Below are 20523 nucleotides of genomic sequence, written 5' to 3'. Positions count from 1 at the left end.
GTTTTGACTTTTTTCACAATGTCAATAAATAACTGGTATTTTTTTACTATCAATTGACATGTTTTCGGCATTAACTGCTTGTACAAGCTTCTTTTTGTCATCTGATAAATCAATTTCCCGGATAGTTTCAAGCAAATTCTGCCAACGTCCCGTTTCTTGAATAATTTTTAATGAGGGCGCTACATACTTACTTATCCAATTCTCAATGCTTTCGATACTTTGTTCTTTGGCTTCGGTGGTAAACTTCATTTTTTGCCCCAATGAAATTAGCAAAGCCCATGCGGCAATGGGTTTTAAACTCTCGATATAGGTTCGCCGGTCTCGTGCCTTGGCGAGCTTTTTTTCATCAAGTGGCTCTTCTACAAAATGCAAATAAGTGTACAGAATATCAAACGTAATACCTACCAAATTATCATTACTTAGCCATTCTTGAATAACGTCAGTGGCTTTGTCACCATGTAATTCTAATTCTACCCGGGTCACAATATTTGTATCTTTCCCCTTTTGTTCCTGCTCTTTAGCCTTATCATACATACGAATAACAAAGGGCGAAGTACCAAAGTCTAGCGTCCAGCCAAACTCTTCACTGCCATGTACTGCATAATGCCGGGCTTTCGTCCAAAAGCGGCCTTCTCTGACAGCGTCTACTAATTCATTCATCTTCAATAAACCGCTAGTGTCATTGATTGCGACATCTAACCGGGTTACATGACCTCGATATTGATACATGCGGTTAAAGAACTTTTGCCATGTTAAACCTTGTTCCAACAGAGCTTTTTCAAATAACCGGGTACCAATACCAGTTAAGAATAAGGTTGCACCTTTTTTACTAATATCCGCATTATCGCCACTATCAGACACATGTTCTGGTGCGAAATCTTGCACGTAAATACTTTTTTCACCAGCGTACGCATATTCACGAGTGTAAAAGTTCTGGGACGTTGGCCGTTCAATAAATAAATCAGGTTTCAATCGAAGTACGTTATTAATAATTTCAGCCCCATTTAATTCAGGGAAATTAAAGCTAACCCAATCTAATTGAATAGTAACTTTGTCGGTAAGGCTTGGTATTACGTTAACCAAACGATCAACCATTTCTTGTGAGACCTCTTTATTGTCCGCTTCAATCTGTTGAACTCGTTGACGAGTTAAACCAATTATTTCCCCGATTTCAGTTTGAGTTAAATTCAATTTACTTCTTAAAAGCTTTAGCAATTTACCATTAAACTTAGCATGTTCAATAAAACTATCCATGTTCTTACTCCCTCGTAGTATTTGATAATTACCCACATTTTTTAACGCATATAACTGTTCAAATTGACTGACATAGTTATTAAAGTCCCAACTCCAGCCGTCGGTAAATTCAGCTTCATAGCCCTTTAATTCGCTACCAATAATTTCATCTATAAACAACAATGTACCAATTGGTGGTAATGAGTTAATCTCCGTCATGCGTACCTTTATATCAAGCTTTTTAACAAACTCATTGTTGGAGAACAATGCCACTGAAACCGTTGGCTCAAACGAAAACATTAAACTGTGTTGATTTGTGCCAATAAAAAAAGCCTGATAAGGCTTAAATTCGTTATTTATTATCATTTTAGAAACACTCCAATGAGTGTTGTAATAACTCCAATTAGAAGAGTTAACAATAAAACTAGTAGTTTATTGTCCCATTTACTTCGAGTATCAATCTCTGTATCTAATTTAGATGAAATATTTTCTACTTGGCTATCTAACTTATTGAATAAGTCTTTCCTAACATAATCGTTATTAACCATTGTGGCTTGATCATCAAGTTTCTTTTCAAATCTATCAATAACGTTTTCTAAATAATCTGTATGAGTATTAGCCATTTGTCTACTCCTTTATAAAAAAGACTGTTGCAATTTCATCAATTAACTTTAATGATTCATCAAATAACTTAAATTTAACCCTAAGCGATTTCTTTTCAAAAACACTCATATAACCAAAATTAGTAAATAATGGTTCTAGTGGAAGTGAATTGCTAATCTCTATTAAATTACTTGGTAATTGGTACGAATAACCTCTTGATATAAAGCCTTTAGTTTCAACAAAACCTTCTACTTTTTTACTTTCAACATATAGTGGGAAACTATGAAAGTTCGAGTTATTAACTTCAATATCTAATTGATAATTTTTATCTGGTTTGATTAACATACCTATTATAGCTACCGCATCATTCAACTCGTTTGATTCCAGACTTAACCCCAAGTTTCCCAAATGGTCTCTTGAAACTAAATAACTAAATTTTTCGCGTTCACTATCAAATATTATTTTTTTTGAGTTATGAGCTTCTTTTTCATCTCTAATGGCTATTATCTTATGCCGCTGATTAATTAGCTTTTTGTTATCCAAATCATAGAGGCTAGCTGAAAATATTAAATCAGAGTTAACGGCACAATTTTTAATTTCAATATCTTTCATTGAATCAGCTTTTAGGACCCCTGAAGTCCTATATGTCTTTTCAATACCAGCAGCAACCATTACATCAAATGAAATATGACTATTTAGACGTATAACTTCATTTTTAGATGTTTGCAAAATTTCAAGTTTAACTAAAAAATTTTTGCCTTCATAGTCATCTCCTATTATTAAATTTAAAAAAATATTTACTCTAAAATGAATACTTTCCATTATTTTTTCATTAGTCAATATTTGAGTTACGGGTCGCCCCCAAGGTGTCTTTAATATATTATCCATTGGTTCAACAATTAAGTCATGAATTTCAATAAAACTACTTGCTTTTGAATTTTTTTCCATAATACTAACTAGTTTAACATTATTAGACTTTTTCATGTTCTTTCTCCTGTTCAATTTTAAACAATAACCCTCAGCACTAATTTTCAATAAAATCTAAAATTTTTCATATTTCTGCCATATCAGCATAAAAGCCATTACCAAATGGCTTAAATGGTTTCACCAATGACATATGAGTATAAAACTGAAAAAACTATAAATATGTTGAATAATAAGCAAGATCACTATCAAAATATTCATAGGTTGGCTTGACCAAATTATGAAGCATATCTGACAGCGGACCAATAATACTATTAAAAATACCAGTTGACCTAAACCATTCGTTTCTAATTAAAAGCACAAAATCAGCATGTAATTTATTAATAATGTCCTGTCTTTGCTGTAAAGTAGCTTTAAATTCATTCATTATTTCTCTCCAAATAGTAGATTTACTGTCTATTCAAGTTATCAACTAATAGCAAATATCCGCGTAAAAGCCATAACCTAGGGACTTTAGACGTTTATGTTTTAACATCAGATTTAAAATAGTTTGCCAATTTGGCTTACTAGTCACTGACACTAAATTATCTTTTATATCCTGATTAGTAACTAAAGAGTACAAAGCGTCACTTATATCACTGTCAAATAGCGTCTTAACAGCTTCTAACGGACTAGGACCATATCCTACTGGGTAAACCCCTAAGCAATTAATAACATTTGTAAAAACATTAAGACTATCTTCTAAATCACGAGGCGCTATTTCAACAGTAAGACCTTCTGCTAGTAACCCCACGAGTTCTACCTTACGAATATCGGCCTTGCTCATTGCACCAATAGCTTCATAGTCCCACGGATAAAGAAATTTGTGAGTACCAAATTGTTTGTCTGTTAATTTTAAAAACATATTGTTTACCTATGCCCCCACGGTGTCTGCATAAAAGCCATTACCAAGTTGCTTAAAATGGTCGTGCGATTTCATCATGTCTAAAATGCTGTACCACGTAACCGCCGAGCGTAATTCATTGTCATCTTCTGCGGACATTTCAAATGGGGTAAACACATCTTCGTATGCTTTCGTTAAGTCATTGTCAAATAGCAACTTAACTGCGGTAATGTCATCGTTAGCATAAACCACTTTGTAACCAGCTTGCTTATATCGAACAATATTTCTAATAACCGGTAACTCACTGCTTAATTCAGTAACGTGTAAATCAAACGGCCCATTGTGCAATAGACCGAGGATAAGTGCACGACCAACTCCACGTGTCGCAATAGCATAAACTTGTTCGCTAGACCACGGAAATTTTAAATCATGTGAAATACCGTGTGTATCTACAATTCTCAAACTAATATTTGTCAAAATGTATCACCTTTCTTTAAAAAACTTGCTTTTCATGCCTAAAAAGCAAGCGGACTTAAAAGTGCCACAAATGCCGACCTGATACCCGTTCAGGTTATGGCGCTCGTAGCGCTTTTTGCAATCTAACCCCCCTGTTAGTGCACGGGGGTTAAGGTCATTTAACCGCAATAGCAGGTGCAAGGTGGCAGGCACTGGCGCCCGCTTTGCGGGTCGCTTATCAGCACCCAAGCCACCGTGGCTTAAGTCGCTTTGCGACACGCCACTGGTGGTGCCACTGGCTCTCCCTTTGGTCGAACCCCACCTACTATTGCTATATAGACAAAAACACCCCATACCTATAACAGAGCAAAAATCTCGTACGACCTACTTACCCCGTATCGTCATAAACTACCGCCTTTCACTGCGTTTCAGTTGGTTGCCAACAAATTAAGGAGAACTTTACCAAAAACACGGTAAAGCTCTCCTTAATTTGTCGGGGTAGAAACCACCAATAAAAATGCCCGGCTAGGCACAAGTACCAAACAATAAATTAGCTAATAAAAAGCCCCAACTTGATTACTTCAACGTTGAGACTTCTTGGATAAGATTTTGAATTTCCCCGGCACGGTTCTTCACATGCGTGTGTAGTGAGTTCATCGTACCAATCATGAACTTCATGTTCTTCTGAATATCAGCCATATAAGACAACATCATAGGACTAAGCCCACTTTCTGTGCCCATTTGGGTAATTTTCTTTAACTCATCATTCAATGCGATAATAGCTGGCGTTTCACCAGCACTGGCAATCTTTTGCATTTCTGCTAATGCTGCGTCACTTAATGATAAAATTTGCTTTGCGTCAATCATAATAAATACCTCTTTCAATTTTAAAATACAGGTACTTATGCCTAGCCGGGCACTCTTATTAAAGCGCCGTTTCAAAAATATAAATAAATGTTCATTCATTAATAAAAAGCTAGTTAATCACTAACTAGCTTCTCGTTTACTATCCATTTCTTCTATCCATTCATGCAGATTAAATCCTTTTGTAAATTCAGGTGCGAAGAATGAACGTACTTGACTACTGCCCGACTGTACAAACCCCCAGCCCTTTAAATCTTGTGATAACGGACGTAGGAGCTTATCACTATCAGGGAAAACCATTTTACCTACTTCTGGCGTTGGCAGACCCATAACAACTTTAAAATTCAGCTGATTACGGATAGACATTGGTAAACTATCTGCAGAAGGACGTTGCATACCGATAATGATATAAAAACCTAGCTCACGCCCAAGCATAGCTATCTGTTTCATATCAGACATAGCTACGTCATAAGTTTTACGCTCATCTGAACCAAATGCCGTATTAACATTCATTTCAACCCATGCGCCAAACTCATCAAAAAACAGAAAATGTGGTTTAAAATTAAAATCCATATAAGCACCTAATTTACCACTTTCTTTAATCTTCTCCATTTTTGCAGACCGCAACATCATCTCTTCATAAAAAACATGCACTTGTTCATTAATTTCAAGGTTAGTACTAAATACCTTGCCTTCTAACGCCTTTGTATACTTCAAACTAGCCAAATCAGAGCGCTTGGGGTCAAATACCGTTATGAACTTAGTAATTTGTAACAACTGACCTAAAATCGAAAATAACATATACGATTTACCTGTACCAACATTTCCAGCTACTACCATGTTGTAGAATTTATCGTATTTCCAATCAATGCCCTTCAAAATATTTACTACACCCTTTGTAGGCATTAAATCAGACAACTGTAATCTAAACTTTATAGGGTCAAAAGCAAACGTACTAACCAAAACACCCTTTTTAAATTCTGTTATTTGCAGGTCAGCTAACATTACAGTTTCTATTAGCTTATTAAACTCACCACTCGTGAAAGTATCCATATACTTCTCACCGTCAACGGGTTGTTCAACAAATAACTGACCTGTAGAGTAATTAAATTTTATACGTATCAAAGGGAAATAACTAATATATTCACCTTTATCATCAGAAGATACATCAAACATACCCCGGGAAATTACTAATTTAGCGAATAATTGCCTAGTCTCGATTAACAAAAACTTTCTTGATAGCCAATTATCATGTTTTAACCCGTAGTATTTGTACAATCTAAATAAATAAAAGGCACCTGCAGCAATCAGCAATACAATAACTACTAACGGAACAAAGTAACCTGCCTTATCTTGATACCCTGTTTCAATCAAATGTACCCAAAATAAAACTACCGGGACAAATAAAATTACTGAAAGAAAAAGCAAAGTCCTTTTATATAAAGTCTTTGCTAGTTCTTGGTCAGAATATTTAATTTTTCTATACATAGCTACTACCCATACTTTGCTTCCAGCTTAGCACTAGCATTCTCTTCAACAGTCTTAAAGGCTGTTGTCCATTCATCAAATAATGAATGTATTACAACCTTACCAACACGACCATAAATATCACGGAACAAGCATTGACCCTTTTTCAAGTCCTTTAGCATATCAATATTTTCTTTGTTGATAGGTAAGCCAAACTGCTTTAAAATACTCTCCCGGTCATTAGAATCATCGAAAGCAAAAATCTGTCCATACTGACCGTTATTTCCAACGCCACCAACATCTGTAATATTCTGTGTTGCGGATATTAACTGATTGTTCTCTGAACGACCAAGACGCAAAATACTATCAAGAACTTTCTTACCGGCCGGGGAAGTGTTAAATATCCAAGCCTCGTCCATAATTTCCATAGTAAACTTAGTTGTGTCTGCACGACCAAACTTTTCAAGATACTTTCCTAACGCAATCATTATTGAAACTGAATAACGCTGTGTCTCCGTGTAATATTTCGCTTGGTCTGTTGCCTTTGGCAAATCAAGGCCATTAACTTCGAGAATTGTACGCTTATCAGTAATTTGTAGACCTTCACTTGTACCGTTACTAAAAGCCAAACGCAACATGGAATTTGGAATGGTTATCCGATAATAATTGGCTAACTCTAGCGACTCTTCATGCCCCGGCTCTTTACCTCGTACACTCAAAGCATCGATAACATTTAAAGTACCAACTTTCCCTCCAGCTAAACGTTGCATGGCTACATCATTAATTGCCTCTGTTAAATCAGTCTCTAACTGAATACGGCCTGACAATGGACGAACTTGTACTAACATTTCCTTAACCAAAGTCAAAACATCAGGGATATCATCAACCGAACTCTGGCCCGCTTTCAAAGTTAGCATTGGGTCAAGAACACCATTATTAGTACGGTCACTTGAGTCGAGGGTGACAAATTTAAACGATTTAATAAGTTTATGAAAATATGGATTATCACTCTCTTTCAAGGCTGCATTAAACCAACGTCGAACTTCTTGTTTGGGGTCAAAGTAAATCATGTTGACTTCAAACATAGCAGAGTGAAGCAACATGAGTTTAACCAAAAATGACTTTCCTTGACCGGTCTCACCAGAAATCATGATATGCGGGCTATCTGTTTTTGCCCCTTTAATACCCTTATTAGCAATTATAAGGTTCATAAGTAAAAGAACCCGTGAAGAGGCCACGGCTTCGTCTACGGACGCATAATGCCCGTTATCGAGTACTCTACCAATATAAAAGCCTGTCCGAGTTCCTAATTGCGTACTAATACCAAACATCAACTCCGCAAATGCCGGGGCAGTTGTAAACTGTTGCCACTGTCTAAAGACACCTAATTGACTAGCTGGTAAATTTTGATACAACAACATTTCTTGATTAAAACTAGGCTGAAATACATCAATATCTCGATCAAAATTGGTTAAAACATTCCGTATTTTTCTAACCTTGGCTTTAAGTTCGTCTAAATTAGTGTCCCGGATAACTAATATCATAGTCCACTTCATAAAGGCGTCTTTTGACTCCAAAATATCGACTAATTCCTCTGCTAAATCAAAGTTTTGCTGGCTTTTCGCCGAACTACTATCGTTGGCTTGGTAAGCGTCGTCCAATTCATCTCGATACTTACCCTTTTCACTCTGTGCATTCTGCTTCATACCGCGAATACCAGTTTTAGCCGGGAAATTTACTTTAAAGTGTACTTCAACCGGAAATTTGAATGATTGAATTACCGGGACTAGTTCCAAATATGAAAAATCATCAGGTAAGTTAAGAACTAAATGACTAATATAATCAATCTCTTCACCATTATCTCGCTTTAATACACCCTTTGTTGCCGGGTCAAAGACAGTATTTCTCATCTCGGTAAATGTTCGCTCGTGTTCATGGTGGTAAGCAAAACCTAGTAATTTAACTAGCTTTTCTTCACTCACAGCGGAAGCGTCCAAAGAACGTAGAATTGCTAAGACATCGTCATTCATAGCTGAAAATTTATCAAAGAAATCATTTGAAAACTTAACATTGTACTTCATGCTTTCTGCTAAGCGCTTTAGTGTTAAATCAACAATGAACTTTGCTTGATCTCTGAGACCGTCCCCAACCGCTGTGTTCTTCAATTTAACTCCGATAAAGAACTCGTCAACTACCGCCGGATTAAATTCAGATTGAAGCATATTAACTTCTTCTTGAGCTAAATAATACTCGGCAACGTCACGTGTATCTTGAGCCCAATCTTCACTAGTTCCTTGAATACGCCCCGGTAAGTCCATATCTGCGGGTAGTAATTTCAAATCGAGATCGTCGTACTTTTGTAATCGTTCAAAAACATCTATCAATCGTGATTGATAGTTCTCTTTATCATTAATGTTAGCAACATTAATCTGAAAAGGCTGTATTTGAAAATACGCCCAAACGTCACCCAATCGAGTTAAAACCAGATTATCCTGATACTGAATAACCGGGTTTTCATAGCGAATAGTAACTTTTTTAGCCATTTTTCATGTTCTCCTTTAATTATTTGTCTATATCATCAACATAGTTATTAACATCTTTACGGTTGGTAATAACTGAACTTGTATTGTTATCTAAGTTCACAAATGTAGGTGTGGCTATCAAGCCTTTTTCAGCAATAAAATGTTTATTTGTTGGTGCGTCTAAATTAATAGTTTGAATTTGTTTGCTTGGCTGGTCGAAATCTAAAACATTATGCCAAAAAACTTTAGGATAAACGTTGGCACAATCAGAACATTGTGCGCTGTAAAACATGACACGTTGCTGTTTATCGTTTAAAGTGGCGGCATTGTTATTTTGAAAGTGCATAGAAACATATGGTGCAAAAAAATACCCCACTACAACCAAAATAAAAAGCAGCCCGATTGAATTAAAAAACCATGACTGCTTACTTCTACCTGATTTAGTTTTACTAGTTTCTGTTCGGTCTTTTTTTGATAATCGCTGTTTCATAATTTTCCCCTAAATTAGTTGATTAATCTGTACGTTTGTTAAATACCCGGAATTAACATCATAACTTGAATGTAAAATGACCTTTTGTGATTTCATACCTAAATCATCACTACCAGCTTTTACTGAAACAACGCTTACAAGCTCAATATTTTTAGAATTTGAAGTAACTGCAGAAGAACTTAAAACACTTTTGTACTCGCTACGCAAATTCAAATTATTAATACGGTCGACTTGTGCTTGTTTGTCATCAGGAGCAAACAAAGATTTAGTATCTGCGTCCGAAAGCCTAATTGTCCCGGATAAATTATCTTGACGCTTTGCATAAGAAGCTGCGTCCTTATACGTAAAATAAGTTGAAGCAAACTGTTTTACTTTGTCCTTAGCCTTACTAACATCTGTACTTTCAGGAATAACTGGATCACTCATTGTATTCTTTGAACTGCTTTTAGCTAATTGCCGATACTCACTCTGCGCAGTAGCTATTTTTGCCAAAGCCATATTATTGTTATTAATAACATTAACGATAAGTCCAGCTAACAATAAGCTAATAGATATCGCCATTAATGACATAACCCAAGGTACTTTACTCGTTGTATTCATTAAATGCCCCTTTCATTGCTGCCCGGTCAACCCGTGTAATTTCATGACTAGCCAAATCATAAGTTACATAATACGTATTCTGCTGCGTATCATTTTTAGCAACTATTAAAAACTCCAATGGATCGGCATACTCACTTACTGCACCAATATAAACAACGTTTTGACTATCAAACTGACTTGTTGTAACTGTTGGTGTTAAATCAGCTTTTAATGAGCTAATGGTTGACGGTGAGGCTTTACCAACTAGTGTTGTCTCAAACTTTCTAGGGTCACTACCAACAATTAACTGCATTGTCTGCTTAACACTGTCCTTAGCTGAATTGAAACTTTGCTCTTTATTAGCTTTAACATCAGACAATGACACCTGATTTTGCGATTGCTTAGCTAACCGCTTTTTTAAATGCTCATTATCAGCTTGAACCCTTGTAAGTTGTGAATTAGTTGTTTGCAACGTATGATTTTGCCAAATATATACAACAAGCAAAAGACCAGCTAATACCCAAAAATATTTAACATACTTCATTTTAAAATCTCCTAATCAATGCTTACCTTGAATAAAAATCATGCCATTACCGGCCGTTAATTCTCGAAAACTAACCGTTCCTGAACCGGAATTAACAACATTACATTCACTAACAAGAAAGTGTGAACCGTCATCACTGATTGCTTCTACAACTGCCACATGCCCATAAGTAGGATCAGCACCAGCAACGCCTTGCGTGAAACTGATTGCCCAGCCAGCATGCGGTTTGGTGTCAGTAGTATAACCTTTGGCCTTAGCATTAGCGCCCCAATCAGCACCATTACCTAGATAATTCTCAACTGGAGTACCTAACGCTTGCATACGGTTAAATACATACCACGTACATTGCCCAAATGGATAGGTATTAGTTGGTGAAGTAGCAGTAAAATTTGTATTTTTTACTTTACCCTTGTAATTAGCCGGCATTTCGGTAACTGGCGCACCAGACGAAGCCATACCTTGACTAGTATCAACCTTACAGCCGCTTGAACTACTAGATGTTTTATTTTCATTGGTTGCTGAATTTAAACCACTATCAGCAACGTCAGTCGCTGGAGTATCGCCACCCTTATCTAATTCTGAATACCATTGCTTAGCATGACTAATTCGCTTTTCAGTTGTCCCAACACCACCACGTTCCCACTTAGCACGTAGAAATTCGGTAGCTTGTGATACATCAGTCATTGCAAGACCTTGTTTCAATAACGTTGAATTTGCGCCGTCGCCGTTAAGAGCAAAATCAAGCTGTGTACTAGGGTCAGTCCAAGACTTACTTTTAGAAGTGGCGTATTTAATCAAATCGACACGTCGTGAACTGTCCCATTGATTAAAGCCAAAACCATAGCCACTTAGTTTTTCATCCATTGCCCTAAGTTGATTAAAAGGTTGACCCGACTCAATGCTAGAAAAGTTTAATTGACTTTCTTCTTCTGCATTACCTAAATAACCAGCTATTCCTGCGTCCGTTGTATTTGGTTGTGCTTTCAAATTCTTATAAACAGACTTTGCTGTTTGTTGCTTATCTGCCGAAGTAATAACATCTGTTGCGGTTGAATTATCACAATTTTGATTTTGACTAGTTGTAATCATTCCAATAATGATTATCAAAAGTAATACTAACGAGCCCAGCATGATTGCATAATATTTTAAAATCTTACGCATGGCTTACACCTCATGTACTCTGTTCGTTCGACGCTTTTTGCTTTCATTACGAGTTACCTTAGACCCGTCATATTCAGTTTTCTTTAGCACAAATGAGCGAGCTGCTCGCCGTTGCATATTAGCTTTCTTTGCTTCATCATAATCACCACTATTTCCACCAAACTTTCCATAATTAACCGTTGTTGGTCTTGAATTATTTGGAACAGTAACGCCATTATGGTCTGTCCGGTAATTTTGATGTTGACCATGACTTTCTGAATCTTCATCTAACCACTTACGTGCAGCTTGGCGTTTTTGTTCTGCTCGTTTAGTTTCATCTGGGTCAGCATGACGTTGTGGAGTACGTGGTGTCTCCGGGTCGTCCTCATCATCTTCAAAACGTTTTTTAAATTTGTTATATTTCTTTCTTGCTTTATTAACTCGACGACGACCATTCCAAACCTTACGCTTAGCCTTATCGTATTGTTGCTTCATCTCATTAATTGGCTTGCGAACATGTGCTTTTTCAGCAACGTTTTCGACTACACGCGAACCAGTAATAGCACCAAATATACGTCCTTTATTTTTCCAAAGTAACAATATAAGAACTATATACAATGCAGCATTTAATATGGCACTACCGCTATCTGTTGGTGGTATTACAGCGTCAGAAAAACCTTGTATCCAATTAAGAAGCATAATACCGAATACAAGGAAAATCTTACCAAGTAGTACTGCAACAGCCGCTAAAGCTGTTTTAATACCACTTGTTGCATATTTTGGAAGTAATGAGATTAAAATTGCGAATGGAGCAAAGAAATACAGCGCAACCGATAGAAATTGCAAACCTATATTAAATAAGCCAATAGTAAACAATGGAATACCGTAAGCAATTGAAGTAACAGGAGAAATTAAGGCAATCATTACCTGATACCAACTTTTTTTACCATCCTTATTCATATTCGGGTTCTTGTCTGGTATATCATCGCTTGTTTCTACTGCCCCCCGAATAAAGTCAATTGGATCACCCATTTTCTTTGTATCAATATTTTCATTCTTAGTCTTATTAAAATTCTCCAAATAAAAAGAACGCTCAATAGCTTGTTGAAAATACTGGAAACGTAAAGCTTGTTGAAAATCATTTACTTGTGTTGTAGAACTAACGCTACTTGTTGCTTGAAATGCGGTAACCTCAGCTGTTGACGTTAAATTATTAACTTTTTGAAGTGCTGCGCCTCCACCGGCTATCCATGCACTACCAAAAATTAAAAAAGCAATTATCATAGCAATAGATTTTATCCCACCATGATTTTTAGCTTGCATAATAAAAGCCCATAAAATACCTACACCGAAAGCAATATATACAATATTTTTAAAAGCCTCATTATTCCAAAATGAACCATTAAATTTACTCGTTTTGTTAAATAAACTATTTGTAGAATTTTGTACATTCGTTAAATTAAACAACAATGATAATGCTTTATCAAACACAACATATACTAAATCACGATTAATTGAGGAAAATAAATCTGCCAACACATGTGCAGCATTAGTAGAAAAATCAAGTGCATTATCGGGCTCTTGATGATAAGGCTTGTAGTTACTCAACATTTTTTCATTAATATAATCCATATCCTGCGAACTATAATGTTTAATAACTTCTTTTTTATTAAGGCCTTTATCATCAGCTTTAGCCTCTGGAAGACTTTTTTTATTTGAATTTTCATTATTATTCAATTCAGATTTTTCACCACCAGTGTTAGATATATCCCCGATAGTTTTAGAACTATCTTTAACAGCAAAATCATTGTTATTAGCACTTACTGAACTTTGGAGTAAAAAAATAGAAGCAATTATAACGATAACTACTCCTAAAAATTTATTTAGTTTTAACATTGTATTACCTTTCAAATAAAAAAGTTCCTAGTGCTTAAACATAGGAACTTTTTTTTATTTTGTTAAATCTTTATTAGTAAATTTCCAAACTAACTTTTGGTAGTCTGACTCATTAATATTCTTTGAGGTAGTAAAGCTATCATTAGAATGCACAACCTCGTCATCTAATTTATATGAAGTAGGCGGATTAGAAAAAATATCTCTTTGGCCGTCCTTATCTAGAAAAACAAAATCTAGAACTGGACTAAGTAATTCTGGCCTACTATCATAGTAGACTTCAACAGCAGAATATTTTTTCATATAATTACTCAAATTATTATTTTGGTTTGTAGCATATCCTGCCTTAAGCAAGGCTGTGTCTACAGTTGAATTTGTAACACCGTCAATCTGTGTACGTTCAACTGTATAATCTTTGCCTTCTACATATTCTTTGGTACTTGAACTTGTCGCTTTTGTGCTGCTTTTTGTACTAACACTAGTTGATTTAGCAGTTGTATTGCTATTTGAGTGCATTAAGTTCCCAGCCAATGCACCGATACCGAATACTACAATTACACCCACGATACTTACAAGAATTATTTTAGTCTTATTACTCATTACTCGAAGCTCCATACTCTTAACTGTTATAAGCTCCATTTTATCACAACCCTTCATACCTTAAATATTAATTTCACAACTTAATAAACTACTTTGTAGTGCTTTGTGTAGGAACTGCCCCTACATGCCCTACCTGACGGCGACCAAAGCTTAATTAGGACGTACCCATAATACGTCCTTTTTACTTTGTGATAAAATTTACATGTTAGAGATTACGCCTTCTTAATTTAATTAAATTATAGAAAGGAGGGAATCCATGACTAAATTATTAGATCAGTTCGAAAATCTTATTAATATGGATAACTTTGAATTTTTTAAGTTACTCTTTAAACCAATTTTTTACGTCGGCGATAAACTGTTCGACTTCGGAATGGTAGTATTAAAGTTATATTCTCCTTTTTTAGTGCTTGCACTACTAATTGCGTTTATAACTCAATAAAGTTTTAATAATCTCTAACATTAACGGCTATTAATCAAGACTTAATAGTCGTTTTTCTTTATCACAAAATTTGAAAACGCTTATTATTACTTTCTAAGCGTTCCCCTTGGTATATCTGCTTCCTCTTAAATCGAAAATTCCAAATATACTTAAAATAATACTTTACTGTTTGTTCAAACGGTAAAGCATCAAATTTCAACCAATCATCAAGTTTATAAACTCCCACCAAACTTACCACTAGTAGAACTAGACTAAAACTTATAGTAGTCATTGTGTATAATTTAAAAACCACAATCAGCAGAAGATCACTAACTGCTGTGATAGCTAAAATTCCGGTTTTCCTTGTATCTACCCAAAAAGGAAGATAAAAATCACCATAGACGTGTCTAAATTTTGCGGAGGAAGTAAACACTCTTCGATAATTATTCATGCTATCCTCCTAATGTGCTAATCCAATTTAGGACAAGTCTGAATATCCCGTTAAAGGAATTCATCGTTTCTTGTGGCCCATTAACGAAGAATACAACAAGGGCCGCAATTCCAATCGCCATCCACATTGATTTAGTCTCACTTTTAGCATAAAACACGCCCACACGCCAAGCTGCGACTAACAAAATTATTGTTATTAAACCGGGCTTTAATCCACTGTAAAGATCCATATTTTCTCACCTCCTTTCTAAGCCTGAACTAGCTTAGTGACGAAGTAGGTATTATCCTGCTTCTTTAGTTCAAGGTGAATAAACTGGTTCTGAACAATGTCACTATCCTTAGCCTTCACGCTAAATTTCACGTCGACCTTAGGGTGTGCTTCTGTCCCTGAAACGTTTATATCACTGTCATTTAAGCTATCTAACGTTGCCATACTCTCTAAGCCTTGTGGATCAGCCATTAATAACGACATTTCCTTTTTAGACGAAGAAAGGTACTTACGGACAAATTGGTCGGTAAATTGTTGAACATGCTTCACAGTACCGGAATCAGTAATGGCTTTAGCATTCTTTGCAAATCTTGCCTTCCCAATTTGGCCCACACTATCAATTTGTTCAGCGATATATGGATAACCAATAACCGTCAACTTTTCATTTTTTTGTTGATAAGGCACATTAACAGTCAATTCTTTGTCTTGTCCGTTTTCAGTTACAGTCAAGTCAAATTGTCCCGTTTTAATACCGTCTACTGTGAAAATACCGTTTAGTTTTGTTCGCTTTAATGACATATCAACATCATTCTGCTTAGAACCGTCAAATAACAAATTCTTTGCAAAATAACTCTGTAATGTTTTAGTACGATCACTAAGTTGCGACTTGTCCACGGTGTAGTAAGTGGTTAAGAAATCGTTTAAATATTGACCAACAACCGGATTATAACTGGTTGAACCGGCACTTGCTTCATCTAATTGCTTAGTTAATGCAGTAACATTTTCACGTAATGAACGATTTTTGACCGCAATTGCTCGTGATTGAATAACTGTAAAAGTACAGTAAACAAGTATGAGAACTAAAAAAGACCCAACTATAAATCTTGCTTTACGCAAAGACACAGCATGGGACTTCTTTATTTTCATTGGTTTATCTTTAACTTTTTTTTCATAGTCAAAGTTAACCTTGAATTTAGGAATGTGCATTAAAATTCACTCCTAGTTATTAATTTTTTTGAACTTTAGAATACCAAATAGACTAGCGATAGCTGTTAATATGAGACCTGCAACACTAAAACCAGCTTGTTCTGTATATCCTGTCTCTGGTAATGCTTCTGCGATGGCTTTATTCACAGCGTCTTTTGCTTGAACAACGGCAGCCGCATTACTATCGCCGTTATTATCGGCTAAGGCTTGGTTGTAACTAGTTACGGCTTTAGCAACTTCTGGTGTCGATTGAGCAATGGTTGGAACTTGAATAGTGTTGCCTGAATTGTCAGGCTGAACCGGAACCGGTGTTACTGCGTTACTATCGGTGTTGGTATTTGTCGAACTACCGTTATTTTTATCACCGTCAGTTGTTGAACCACCGTTGTTCTTATTGCCGTCAGTAGTCGAGCCACCCTTATCCTTGTCGCCGTCAGTAGTAGAACCGCCATTGTTATCTTTGCCACCGTCAGTAGTAGAACCGCCGTTATCTTTGCCACCGTCAGTAGTAGAACCGCCGTTGTTATCTTTACCACCGGTATCAGTGTTCTTACCTGTTCCATCATCAGTATTAGTACCAGTGCCGTTGTTGGTATTTTTACCAGTATCTTTGCCAGTTCCGTCATCAATATTAGTTCCCGTACCGTCATCAATATCCTTGTTTAACGTCTTACCTGAAATTAAATTGATAACATCAGTCTTAGCCGTTGTATTGGCGTTGGCGGTTGCTGCAGCATTAGTAGTCTTAGTCCCCAAATTAAGTGTATTAGATTGTAGACTTTGACTAGCCTTAGTTGCTTGAGCTGTGACTGGTGTATCAGTCTTGGCTGTTGTAACTTGGTCAGCATTTGCACTTGTTACTCCTACTGCAGTAGCACCCAACGCAATAGCAGAAGCAACAATTACTTTCTTAGTATCCATAATTTTTTAACCTACTTTCCTATATATACAATTTTGCTTCTCTCTGATACTACCGTGCTAAATCTGCAAGCACTTTAACATCAAATAGAGCATTTTCAACTTTACTTTGTGTAGCCATAAACTGTAACACATAGATAAAATCTACCATGTTGTGTTTTGCCTGTTCACTTTCAAGGAAGCTTGAAATTTCAACCATACCTTTCTGTGCCCTATCTAAATTATCAAGTACTACATCAAAACTTGAATGTAGTTTCTCTAATTTTTGACGATTGAGTTCACTTTCAGACATACTTATTCACCCTCATTAATCGTTTGTTCACCGTCTTTCTTACGCTTTTTCGCAGTGCCAAATGCAGCCATGCCCGCAAGTAATGCAAAGCCTACCCCAGATAAGCCAAGTCCTTGCTCCATACCCGTTTCAGGTAGTGAAGCTTGTACTTGCGCTGGTTTTGGCTGTGCTGGTTGAGCTGACTCTGGGTCAACCGTTACCTTATACGGTGTAACGGTTGCCTCTTGAGCCTTTGGCGTATCAGCCTTAGGCAATTGTGTTACTGAATAATTAGTAACTTCACCTTGTACCTTATCTGGTGCCGTAGGTTCTGGTTCATAATCTGGCAAATCAGGCGCCTTGTTAGTGTTAGTAAAGGCGATTTCAACTTGCCCGTGCGTGTTATAAATCCAGTTATCAGCAATCTTCAAAAATGAGAACATTGAAGATTGTTGACCGGGTGTCAACTTAAACGATTGATTAATATTAAAAGTCTTATTAATGTCCTTTTCGAATGAAGTTTGTCCGTCATGTGCAACTGCAAACAGTTCGTTCCCATTGTTGTCGTACACATGGAAATTGATATTTTTATTGTTAGCAGTATTAACATTCAAGTTGGTGTAAATGTACTTATAAAGCTCAATACCGGTTACAGTAATTGTTTCTGTACCGTCACCATTTGATACAACAGTAAAGATAATCTTTCCAGTTAGTACACCTTGCCCGATAATTGAATTACCGTCATTCATATCATGCTTAAGCGTAAACTCTCCAGTTTCGGAATTTACGTCAGCCGTCATCATTGTTTTATATTGACCGTCTCCCATATCTGTATCAGTATGAGCGTCCATATTAACATTGACGTTTGTACCATTCATAAAGTCACTAAGGGCTTTTTCATAAGCAGCTTTCTTTTCGGCATTCTCCTTATCAACTCGGGCTTTTTCAGCCTGATATTGTGCTAATGCAGCTTCATACTTAGCAGTCAATTCTTTAAGCTGCTTTGTATCACTATTGGTACTATCAGTTGCTTGTTTCATAGCGTCCTGATAGGCATCAATATTATGTTGCATTGCGTCTAGCAATGCCTGCGGTAAGTCCAGTTAAATCTTTATAATCGGGAGTAATTGTCTTGTCGGTAACGTTCGTATCGACCCCGGCGTCCTTACTATCATTGATTTGGTCTTGCTGGTCTTGCTTAGCCTTATCTAAATCAGCTTCACTCTGATTAATAGCGTCATCTCGTTCAGAATTTGCCTTGTCAGCTGCTTCTTTGTTGGCTTGTTGTTCAGCATTTGCCTTATCGACATCAGCCTTTTGCTTATCTAAATCAGAAGTCGCCTTATTGGTTTCCTCGTTAGCGTTATCATCATTCATATGAATGTCTTTAGCATCATTATGATTGATTACAACGCCGTTATTTTCAGCATTTGCAGTACTATCGTCAACTTGCGCCTGCTTATCATCAATTACCTTTTTACCTTCATCAGGTGTTAAAACATCAGCTTGCACAGCTGTTTGACTAGTCGTAGAAGCTTGATTGTCAGTACTTGCCTTATCTGTGGCAGACTTTAACGTAACTTCATCAGCTTGTAAGCCGTTGTCTTGCGTATTAACAGACTCAGTAGCCGCATTATTTGAATCAGTGTGCACTTCATCAGCACTTGCATGCGTTGAACCCGATTGCATTACCATAAGTCCAGCAACTGCAGCCGCACCAACTAACCATTTCTTACCGTCTTTGTACATCTTAAATCTTGGTGAATTTTCCATGATATAACCTATTTCTTTCTGCTATTTCCCTAAAATTAATAAAAACTGCAAAATAAAAAGCACTTATTGAGCCATAATGTTCAATAACTGCTTACGTGGCATATAATACTCAAAATTTGAAAACTCCATTCTCAAATCTTCGAAGGGTATTAAATCTTGTAATTTTAAATTTTCATCTTGAAGAACAAAATCAGCTGGCAATTGATAACCAACTAAAGCTAATTCATCTACACAATTTGCTCCAACGACCATTAACCAATTAAAAAACTCTTTGTTATTAACTGGATAGCGAAATCGTCGGGTAATTTGAGCATAACGAATATCAATAAAGGACGCTCTCATTACTTACCTCTATTTAATTCTTTTTTGCTTCACTGCCGTTACTCTTTACTTCATTAGCTGGCTTACTGTCAGCTTTTGGAGTAGTACCTGCAGCCTGATTACTTGGCGCTAAGTCAATCTGGTCAGCGTATACAGTCCAGTCGGTAGAAGTGTTCCCAACGAATGCAAACTTTAACCCTTGTGGGTAAACTTGTTGTCCCGGTTTTAAATCTTCAATTACTCGGTCGTACTCTTCCGGTTTGACTAGAATACGGATATAATCTTCTTCTGTCACCTCACCATTAGCTTTTGACTTAGGAATAAAGTTAAATTGATAATTATTAATAATTGGTTCATTAGTTTGCTCATCACGAGATACCCCATTACGATCATCAGGCTTATAATTAGGAGCAATCGAAAACAAAATTAAATCATTACGGTTAAATGCGTCAGCACTACGAACTCTGCCTACCACATGCTGGTTCTTACCAGTAACAAAAAGAGCGTCATACTCGTCAATCGAATACCTATCTTGCTCATTACTTGAAGCTGGTAAAATCGTTCCTGAATAGGTTGCTACACGAGCGCCAGCACGTGCATTAGTCCGTGCTACGCCAGCAATAATTTTTGCGCTAATCAAACGCATTGTTTCGCCAAACTTGTGATTGAAATCAAAACCAACTTGTGGAGTAACTTTGATTGTTTCAAAACTATTTCCTACATTAAATTGTGCAACCTTCACATCACTATTACTGCCAACAACATCAGGTCCAATATAAGTTAGAGCTCCGACACTTGAACCTAATAACGATAAACTCTTAAATGCGTTAATCATAAAATAACTCTCCAATACTTCAATAAAATAATTTCTAAAAAATCGCCTGCAGGTATGTTGCCATACACCTATGCAATATGCGTTAAAAGAACCATATGTTCTCGCAGTTGTAGTCAACCACTCCAGTTATTCGATAACATAGCC

General features: G+C 36.4%; 24 protein-coding genes. All 24 read right to left on the bottom strand.

The annotated features are described in order from the left end of the window. Positions 1 to 21 precede the first annotated feature (21 nt). Entirely contained in the window at positions 22 to 1533 is a 1512-nt protein-coding gene (locus tag TT13_RS10100) for a replication initiation factor domain-containing protein (RefSeq protein ID WP_190279665.1), read from the bottom strand. Positions 1534 to 1595: 62 nt separating this feature from the next. Next, positions 1596 to 1856: a hypothetical protein gene (locus TT13_RS10095; RefSeq protein WP_027699851.1), complete on the bottom strand. Its 261-nt coding sequence runs from the start codon at positions 1854 to 1856 to the stop codon at positions 1596 to 1598. A gap of 4 nt (positions 1857 to 1860) precedes the next feature. Continuing rightward, positions 1861 to 2820, bottom strand: a complete 960-nt coding sequence (locus tag TT13_RS10090; RefSeq protein ID WP_027699850.1) for a hypothetical protein — start codon at positions 2818 to 2820, stop codon at positions 1861 to 1863. Positions 2821 to 2974: 154 nt separating this feature from the next. After that, a complete protein-coding gene (locus tag TT13_RS10085; RefSeq protein ID WP_027699849.1) occupies positions 2975 to 3187 on the bottom strand; it encodes a hypothetical protein in 213 nt (70 codons plus the stop codon). 45 nt (positions 3188 to 3232) lie between these two features. Continuing rightward, positions 3233 to 3664 carry a hypothetical protein gene (locus tag TT13_RS10080; protein ID WP_027699848.1) on the bottom strand — a complete coding sequence of 144 codons (432 nt, stop codon included), beginning with the start codon at positions 3662 to 3664 and terminating at the stop codon, positions 3233 to 3235. 9 nt (positions 3665 to 3673) lie between these two features. Beyond that, positions 3674 to 4120, bottom strand: a complete 447-nt coding sequence (locus tag TT13_RS10075) for a hypothetical protein (RefSeq protein ID WP_027699847.1) — start codon at positions 4118 to 4120, stop codon at positions 3674 to 3676. Between the two features lie 555 nt (positions 4121 to 4675). Then, a complete protein-coding gene (locus tag TT13_RS10070; RefSeq protein ID WP_027699846.1) occupies positions 4676 to 4966 on the bottom strand; it encodes a hypothetical protein in 291 nt (96 codons plus the stop codon). A gap of 120 nt (positions 4967 to 5086) precedes the next feature. Continuing rightward, positions 5087 to 6451, bottom strand: coding sequence for an ATP-binding protein (locus TT13_RS10065; protein ID WP_027699845.1), 1365 nt, complete (start codon positions 6449 to 6451; stop codon positions 5087 to 5089). Between the two features lie 5 nt (positions 6452 to 6456). Beyond that, on the bottom strand, positions 6457 to 8973 hold the full coding sequence (locus tag TT13_RS10060; protein ID WP_027699844.1) for an ATP-binding protein: 2517 nt from the start codon (positions 8971 to 8973) through the stop codon (positions 6457 to 6459). A gap of 19 nt (positions 8974 to 8992) precedes the next feature. Continuing rightward, positions 8993 to 9442 carry a hypothetical protein gene (locus tag TT13_RS10055; RefSeq protein WP_027699843.1) on the bottom strand — a complete coding sequence of 150 codons (450 nt, stop codon included), beginning with the start codon at positions 9440 to 9442 and terminating at the stop codon, positions 8993 to 8995. Positions 9443 to 9451: 9 nt separating this feature from the next. Continuing rightward, positions 9452 to 10042, bottom strand: a complete 591-nt coding sequence (locus tag TT13_RS10050; RefSeq protein ID WP_027699842.1) for a hypothetical protein — start codon at positions 10040 to 10042, stop codon at positions 9452 to 9454. Then, a complete protein-coding gene (locus TT13_RS10045; protein WP_027699841.1) occupies positions 10026 to 10565 on the bottom strand; it encodes a hypothetical protein in 540 nt (179 codons plus the stop codon). The genes TT13_RS10050 and TT13_RS10045 overlap by 17 nt, the downstream gene beginning before the upstream one ends. A gap of 15 nt (positions 10566 to 10580) precedes the next feature. Beyond that, a complete protein-coding gene (locus tag TT13_RS10040) occupies positions 10581 to 11726 on the bottom strand; it encodes a phage tail tip lysozyme (RefSeq protein ID WP_027699840.1) in 1146 nt (381 codons plus the stop codon). 3 nt (positions 11727 to 11729) lie between these two features. Continuing rightward, positions 11730 to 13601, bottom strand: coding sequence for a CD3337/EF1877 family mobilome membrane protein (locus TT13_RS10035; protein WP_145912378.1), 1872 nt, complete (start codon positions 13599 to 13601; stop codon positions 11730 to 11732). A gap of 54 nt (positions 13602 to 13655) precedes the next feature. Further along, positions 13656 to 14198, bottom strand: a complete 543-nt coding sequence (locus TT13_RS10030; protein ID WP_027699839.1) for a hypothetical protein — start codon at positions 14196 to 14198, stop codon at positions 13656 to 13658. Between the two features lie 500 nt (positions 14199 to 14698). Then, positions 14699 to 15067, bottom strand: a complete 369-nt coding sequence (locus tag TT13_RS10020; RefSeq protein WP_027699837.1) for an MFS transporter permease — start codon at positions 15065 to 15067, stop codon at positions 14699 to 14701. A gap of 1 nt (position 15068) precedes the next feature. After that, entirely contained in the window at positions 15069 to 15296 is a 228-nt protein-coding gene (locus TT13_RS10015) for a TcpD family membrane protein (protein ID WP_027699836.1), read from the bottom strand. A 17-nt stretch (positions 15297 to 15313) separates the two neighbouring features. Next, the gene (locus TT13_RS10010) at positions 15314 to 16261 is read right to left on the bottom strand and encodes a conjugal transfer protein (RefSeq protein WP_045477200.1); all 948 of its coding nucleotides are present in this window, start codon (positions 16259 to 16261) and stop codon (positions 15314 to 15316) included. A 12-nt stretch (positions 16262 to 16273) separates the two neighbouring features. Further along, positions 16274 to 17182 carry a serine-rich aggregation substance UasX gene (uasX, locus tag TT13_RS10005; protein WP_027699834.1) on the bottom strand — a complete coding sequence of 303 codons (909 nt, stop codon included), beginning with the start codon at positions 17180 to 17182 and terminating at the stop codon, positions 16274 to 16276. 49 nt (positions 17183 to 17231) lie between these two features. After that, positions 17232 to 17471 (bottom strand): hypothetical protein, encoded by a 240-nt coding sequence (locus TT13_RS10000; protein WP_027699833.1) that lies wholly within the window; start codon positions 17469 to 17471, stop codon positions 17232 to 17234. Between the two features lie 2 nt (positions 17472 to 17473). Beyond that, a complete protein-coding gene (locus tag TT13_RS09995) occupies positions 17474 to 18523 on the bottom strand; it encodes an LPXTG cell wall anchor domain-containing protein (protein WP_027699832.1) in 1050 nt (349 codons plus the stop codon). Then, a complete protein-coding gene (locus TT13_RS09990; RefSeq protein WP_027699831.1) occupies positions 18513 to 19223 on the bottom strand; it encodes a KxYKxGKxW signal peptide domain-containing protein in 711 nt (236 codons plus the stop codon). The genes TT13_RS09995 and TT13_RS09990 overlap by 11 nt, the downstream gene beginning before the upstream one ends. 63 nt (positions 19224 to 19286) lie before the next feature. After that, positions 19287 to 19565, bottom strand: a complete 279-nt coding sequence (locus TT13_RS09985; protein ID WP_027699830.1) for a hypothetical protein — start codon at positions 19563 to 19565, stop codon at positions 19287 to 19289. A 13-nt stretch (positions 19566 to 19578) separates the two neighbouring features. Next, positions 19579 to 20379, bottom strand: coding sequence for a hypothetical protein (locus tag TT13_RS09980; RefSeq protein ID WP_027699829.1), 801 nt, complete (start codon positions 20377 to 20379; stop codon positions 19579 to 19581). Positions 20380 to 20523 lie beyond the last annotated feature (144 nt).

It is taken from the genome of Weissella oryzae SG25 (assembly GCF_000691805.2).
Lineage (GTDB): Bacteria > Bacillota > Bacilli > Lactobacillales > Lactobacillaceae > Weissella > Weissella oryzae.
The sequence above is the reverse complement of the archived record's forward strand: the minus strand, read 5'-3'. Positions and strand labels throughout refer to the sequence as shown.

Coding starts and splice junctions, on each gene's coding strand:
- TT13_RS10100 (WP_190279665.1), bottom strand. CDS start 1,533: ATGTTTTCGTTTGAGCCAACGGTTTCAGTGGCATTGTTCTCCAACAAT.
- TT13_RS10095 (WP_027699851.1), bottom strand. CDS start 1,856: ATGGCTAATACTCATACAGATTATTTAGAAAACGTTATTGATAGATTT.
- TT13_RS10090 (WP_027699850.1), bottom strand. CDS start 2,820: ATGAAAAAGTCTAATAATGTTAAACTAGTTAGTATTATGGAAAAAAAT.
- TT13_RS10085 (WP_027699849.1), bottom strand. CDS start 3,187: ATGAATGAATTTAAAGCTACTTTACAGCAAAGACAGGACATTATTAAT.
- TT13_RS10080 (WP_027699848.1), bottom strand. CDS start 3,664: ATGTTTTTAAAATTAACAGACAAACAATTTGGTACTCACAAATTTCTT.
- TT13_RS10070 (WP_027699846.1), bottom strand. CDS start 4,966: ATGATTGACGCAAAGCAAATTTTATCATTAAGTGACGCAGCATTAGCA.
- TT13_RS10065 (WP_027699845.1), bottom strand. CDS start 6,451: ATGTATAGAAAAATTAAATATTCTGACCAAGAACTAGCAAAGACTTTA.
- TT13_RS10060 (WP_027699844.1), bottom strand. CDS start 8,973: ATGGCTAAAAAAGTTACTATTCGCTATGAAAACCCGGTTATTCAGTAT.
- TT13_RS10055 (WP_027699843.1), bottom strand. CDS start 9,442: ATGAAACAGCGATTATCAAAAAAAGACCGAACAGAAACTAGTAAAACT.
- TT13_RS10050 (WP_027699842.1), bottom strand. CDS start 10,042: ATGAATACAACGAGTAAAGTACCTTGGGTTATGTCATTAATGGCGATA.
- TT13_RS10045 (WP_027699841.1), bottom strand. CDS start 10,565: ATGAAGTATGTTAAATATTTTTGGGTATTAGCTGGTCTTTTGCTTGTT.
- TT13_RS10040 (WP_027699840.1), bottom strand. CDS start 11,726: ATGCGTAAGATTTTAAAATATTATGCAATCATGCTGGGCTCGTTAGTA.
- TT13_RS10035 (WP_145912378.1), bottom strand. CDS start 13,601: ATGTTAAAACTAAATAAATTTTTAGGAGTAGTTATCGTTATAATTGCT.
- TT13_RS10030 (WP_027699839.1), bottom strand. CDS start 14,198: ATGAGTAATAAGACTAAAATAATTCTTGTAAGTATCGTGGGTGTAATT.
- TT13_RS10020 (WP_027699837.1), bottom strand. CDS start 15,067: ATGAATAATTATCGAAGAGTGTTTACTTCCTCCGCAAAATTTAGACAC.
- TT13_RS10015 (WP_027699836.1), bottom strand. CDS start 15,296: ATGGATCTTTACAGTGGATTAAAGCCCGGTTTAATAACAATAATTTTG.
- TT13_RS10010 (WP_045477200.1), bottom strand. CDS start 16,261: ATGCACATTCCTAAATTCAAGGTTAACTTTGACTATGAAAAAAAAGTT.
- uasX (WP_027699834.1), bottom strand. CDS start 17,182: ATGGATACTAAGAAAGTAATTGTTGCTTCTGCTATTGCGTTGGGTGCT.
- TT13_RS10000 (WP_027699833.1), bottom strand. CDS start 17,471: ATGTCTGAAAGTGAACTCAATCGTCAAAAATTAGAGAAACTACATTCA.
- TT13_RS09995 (WP_027699832.1), bottom strand. CDS start 18,523: ATGCAACATAATATTGATGCCTATCAGGACGCTATGAAACAAGCAACT.
- TT13_RS09990 (WP_027699831.1), bottom strand. CDS start 19,223: ATGGAAAATTCACCAAGATTTAAGATGTACAAAGACGGTAAGAAATGG.
- TT13_RS09985 (WP_027699830.1), bottom strand. CDS start 19,565: ATGAGAGCGTCCTTTATTGATATTCGTTATGCTCAAATTACCCGACGA.
- TT13_RS09980 (WP_027699829.1), bottom strand. CDS start 20,379: ATGATTAACGCATTTAAGAGTTTATCGTTATTAGGTTCAAGTGTCGGA.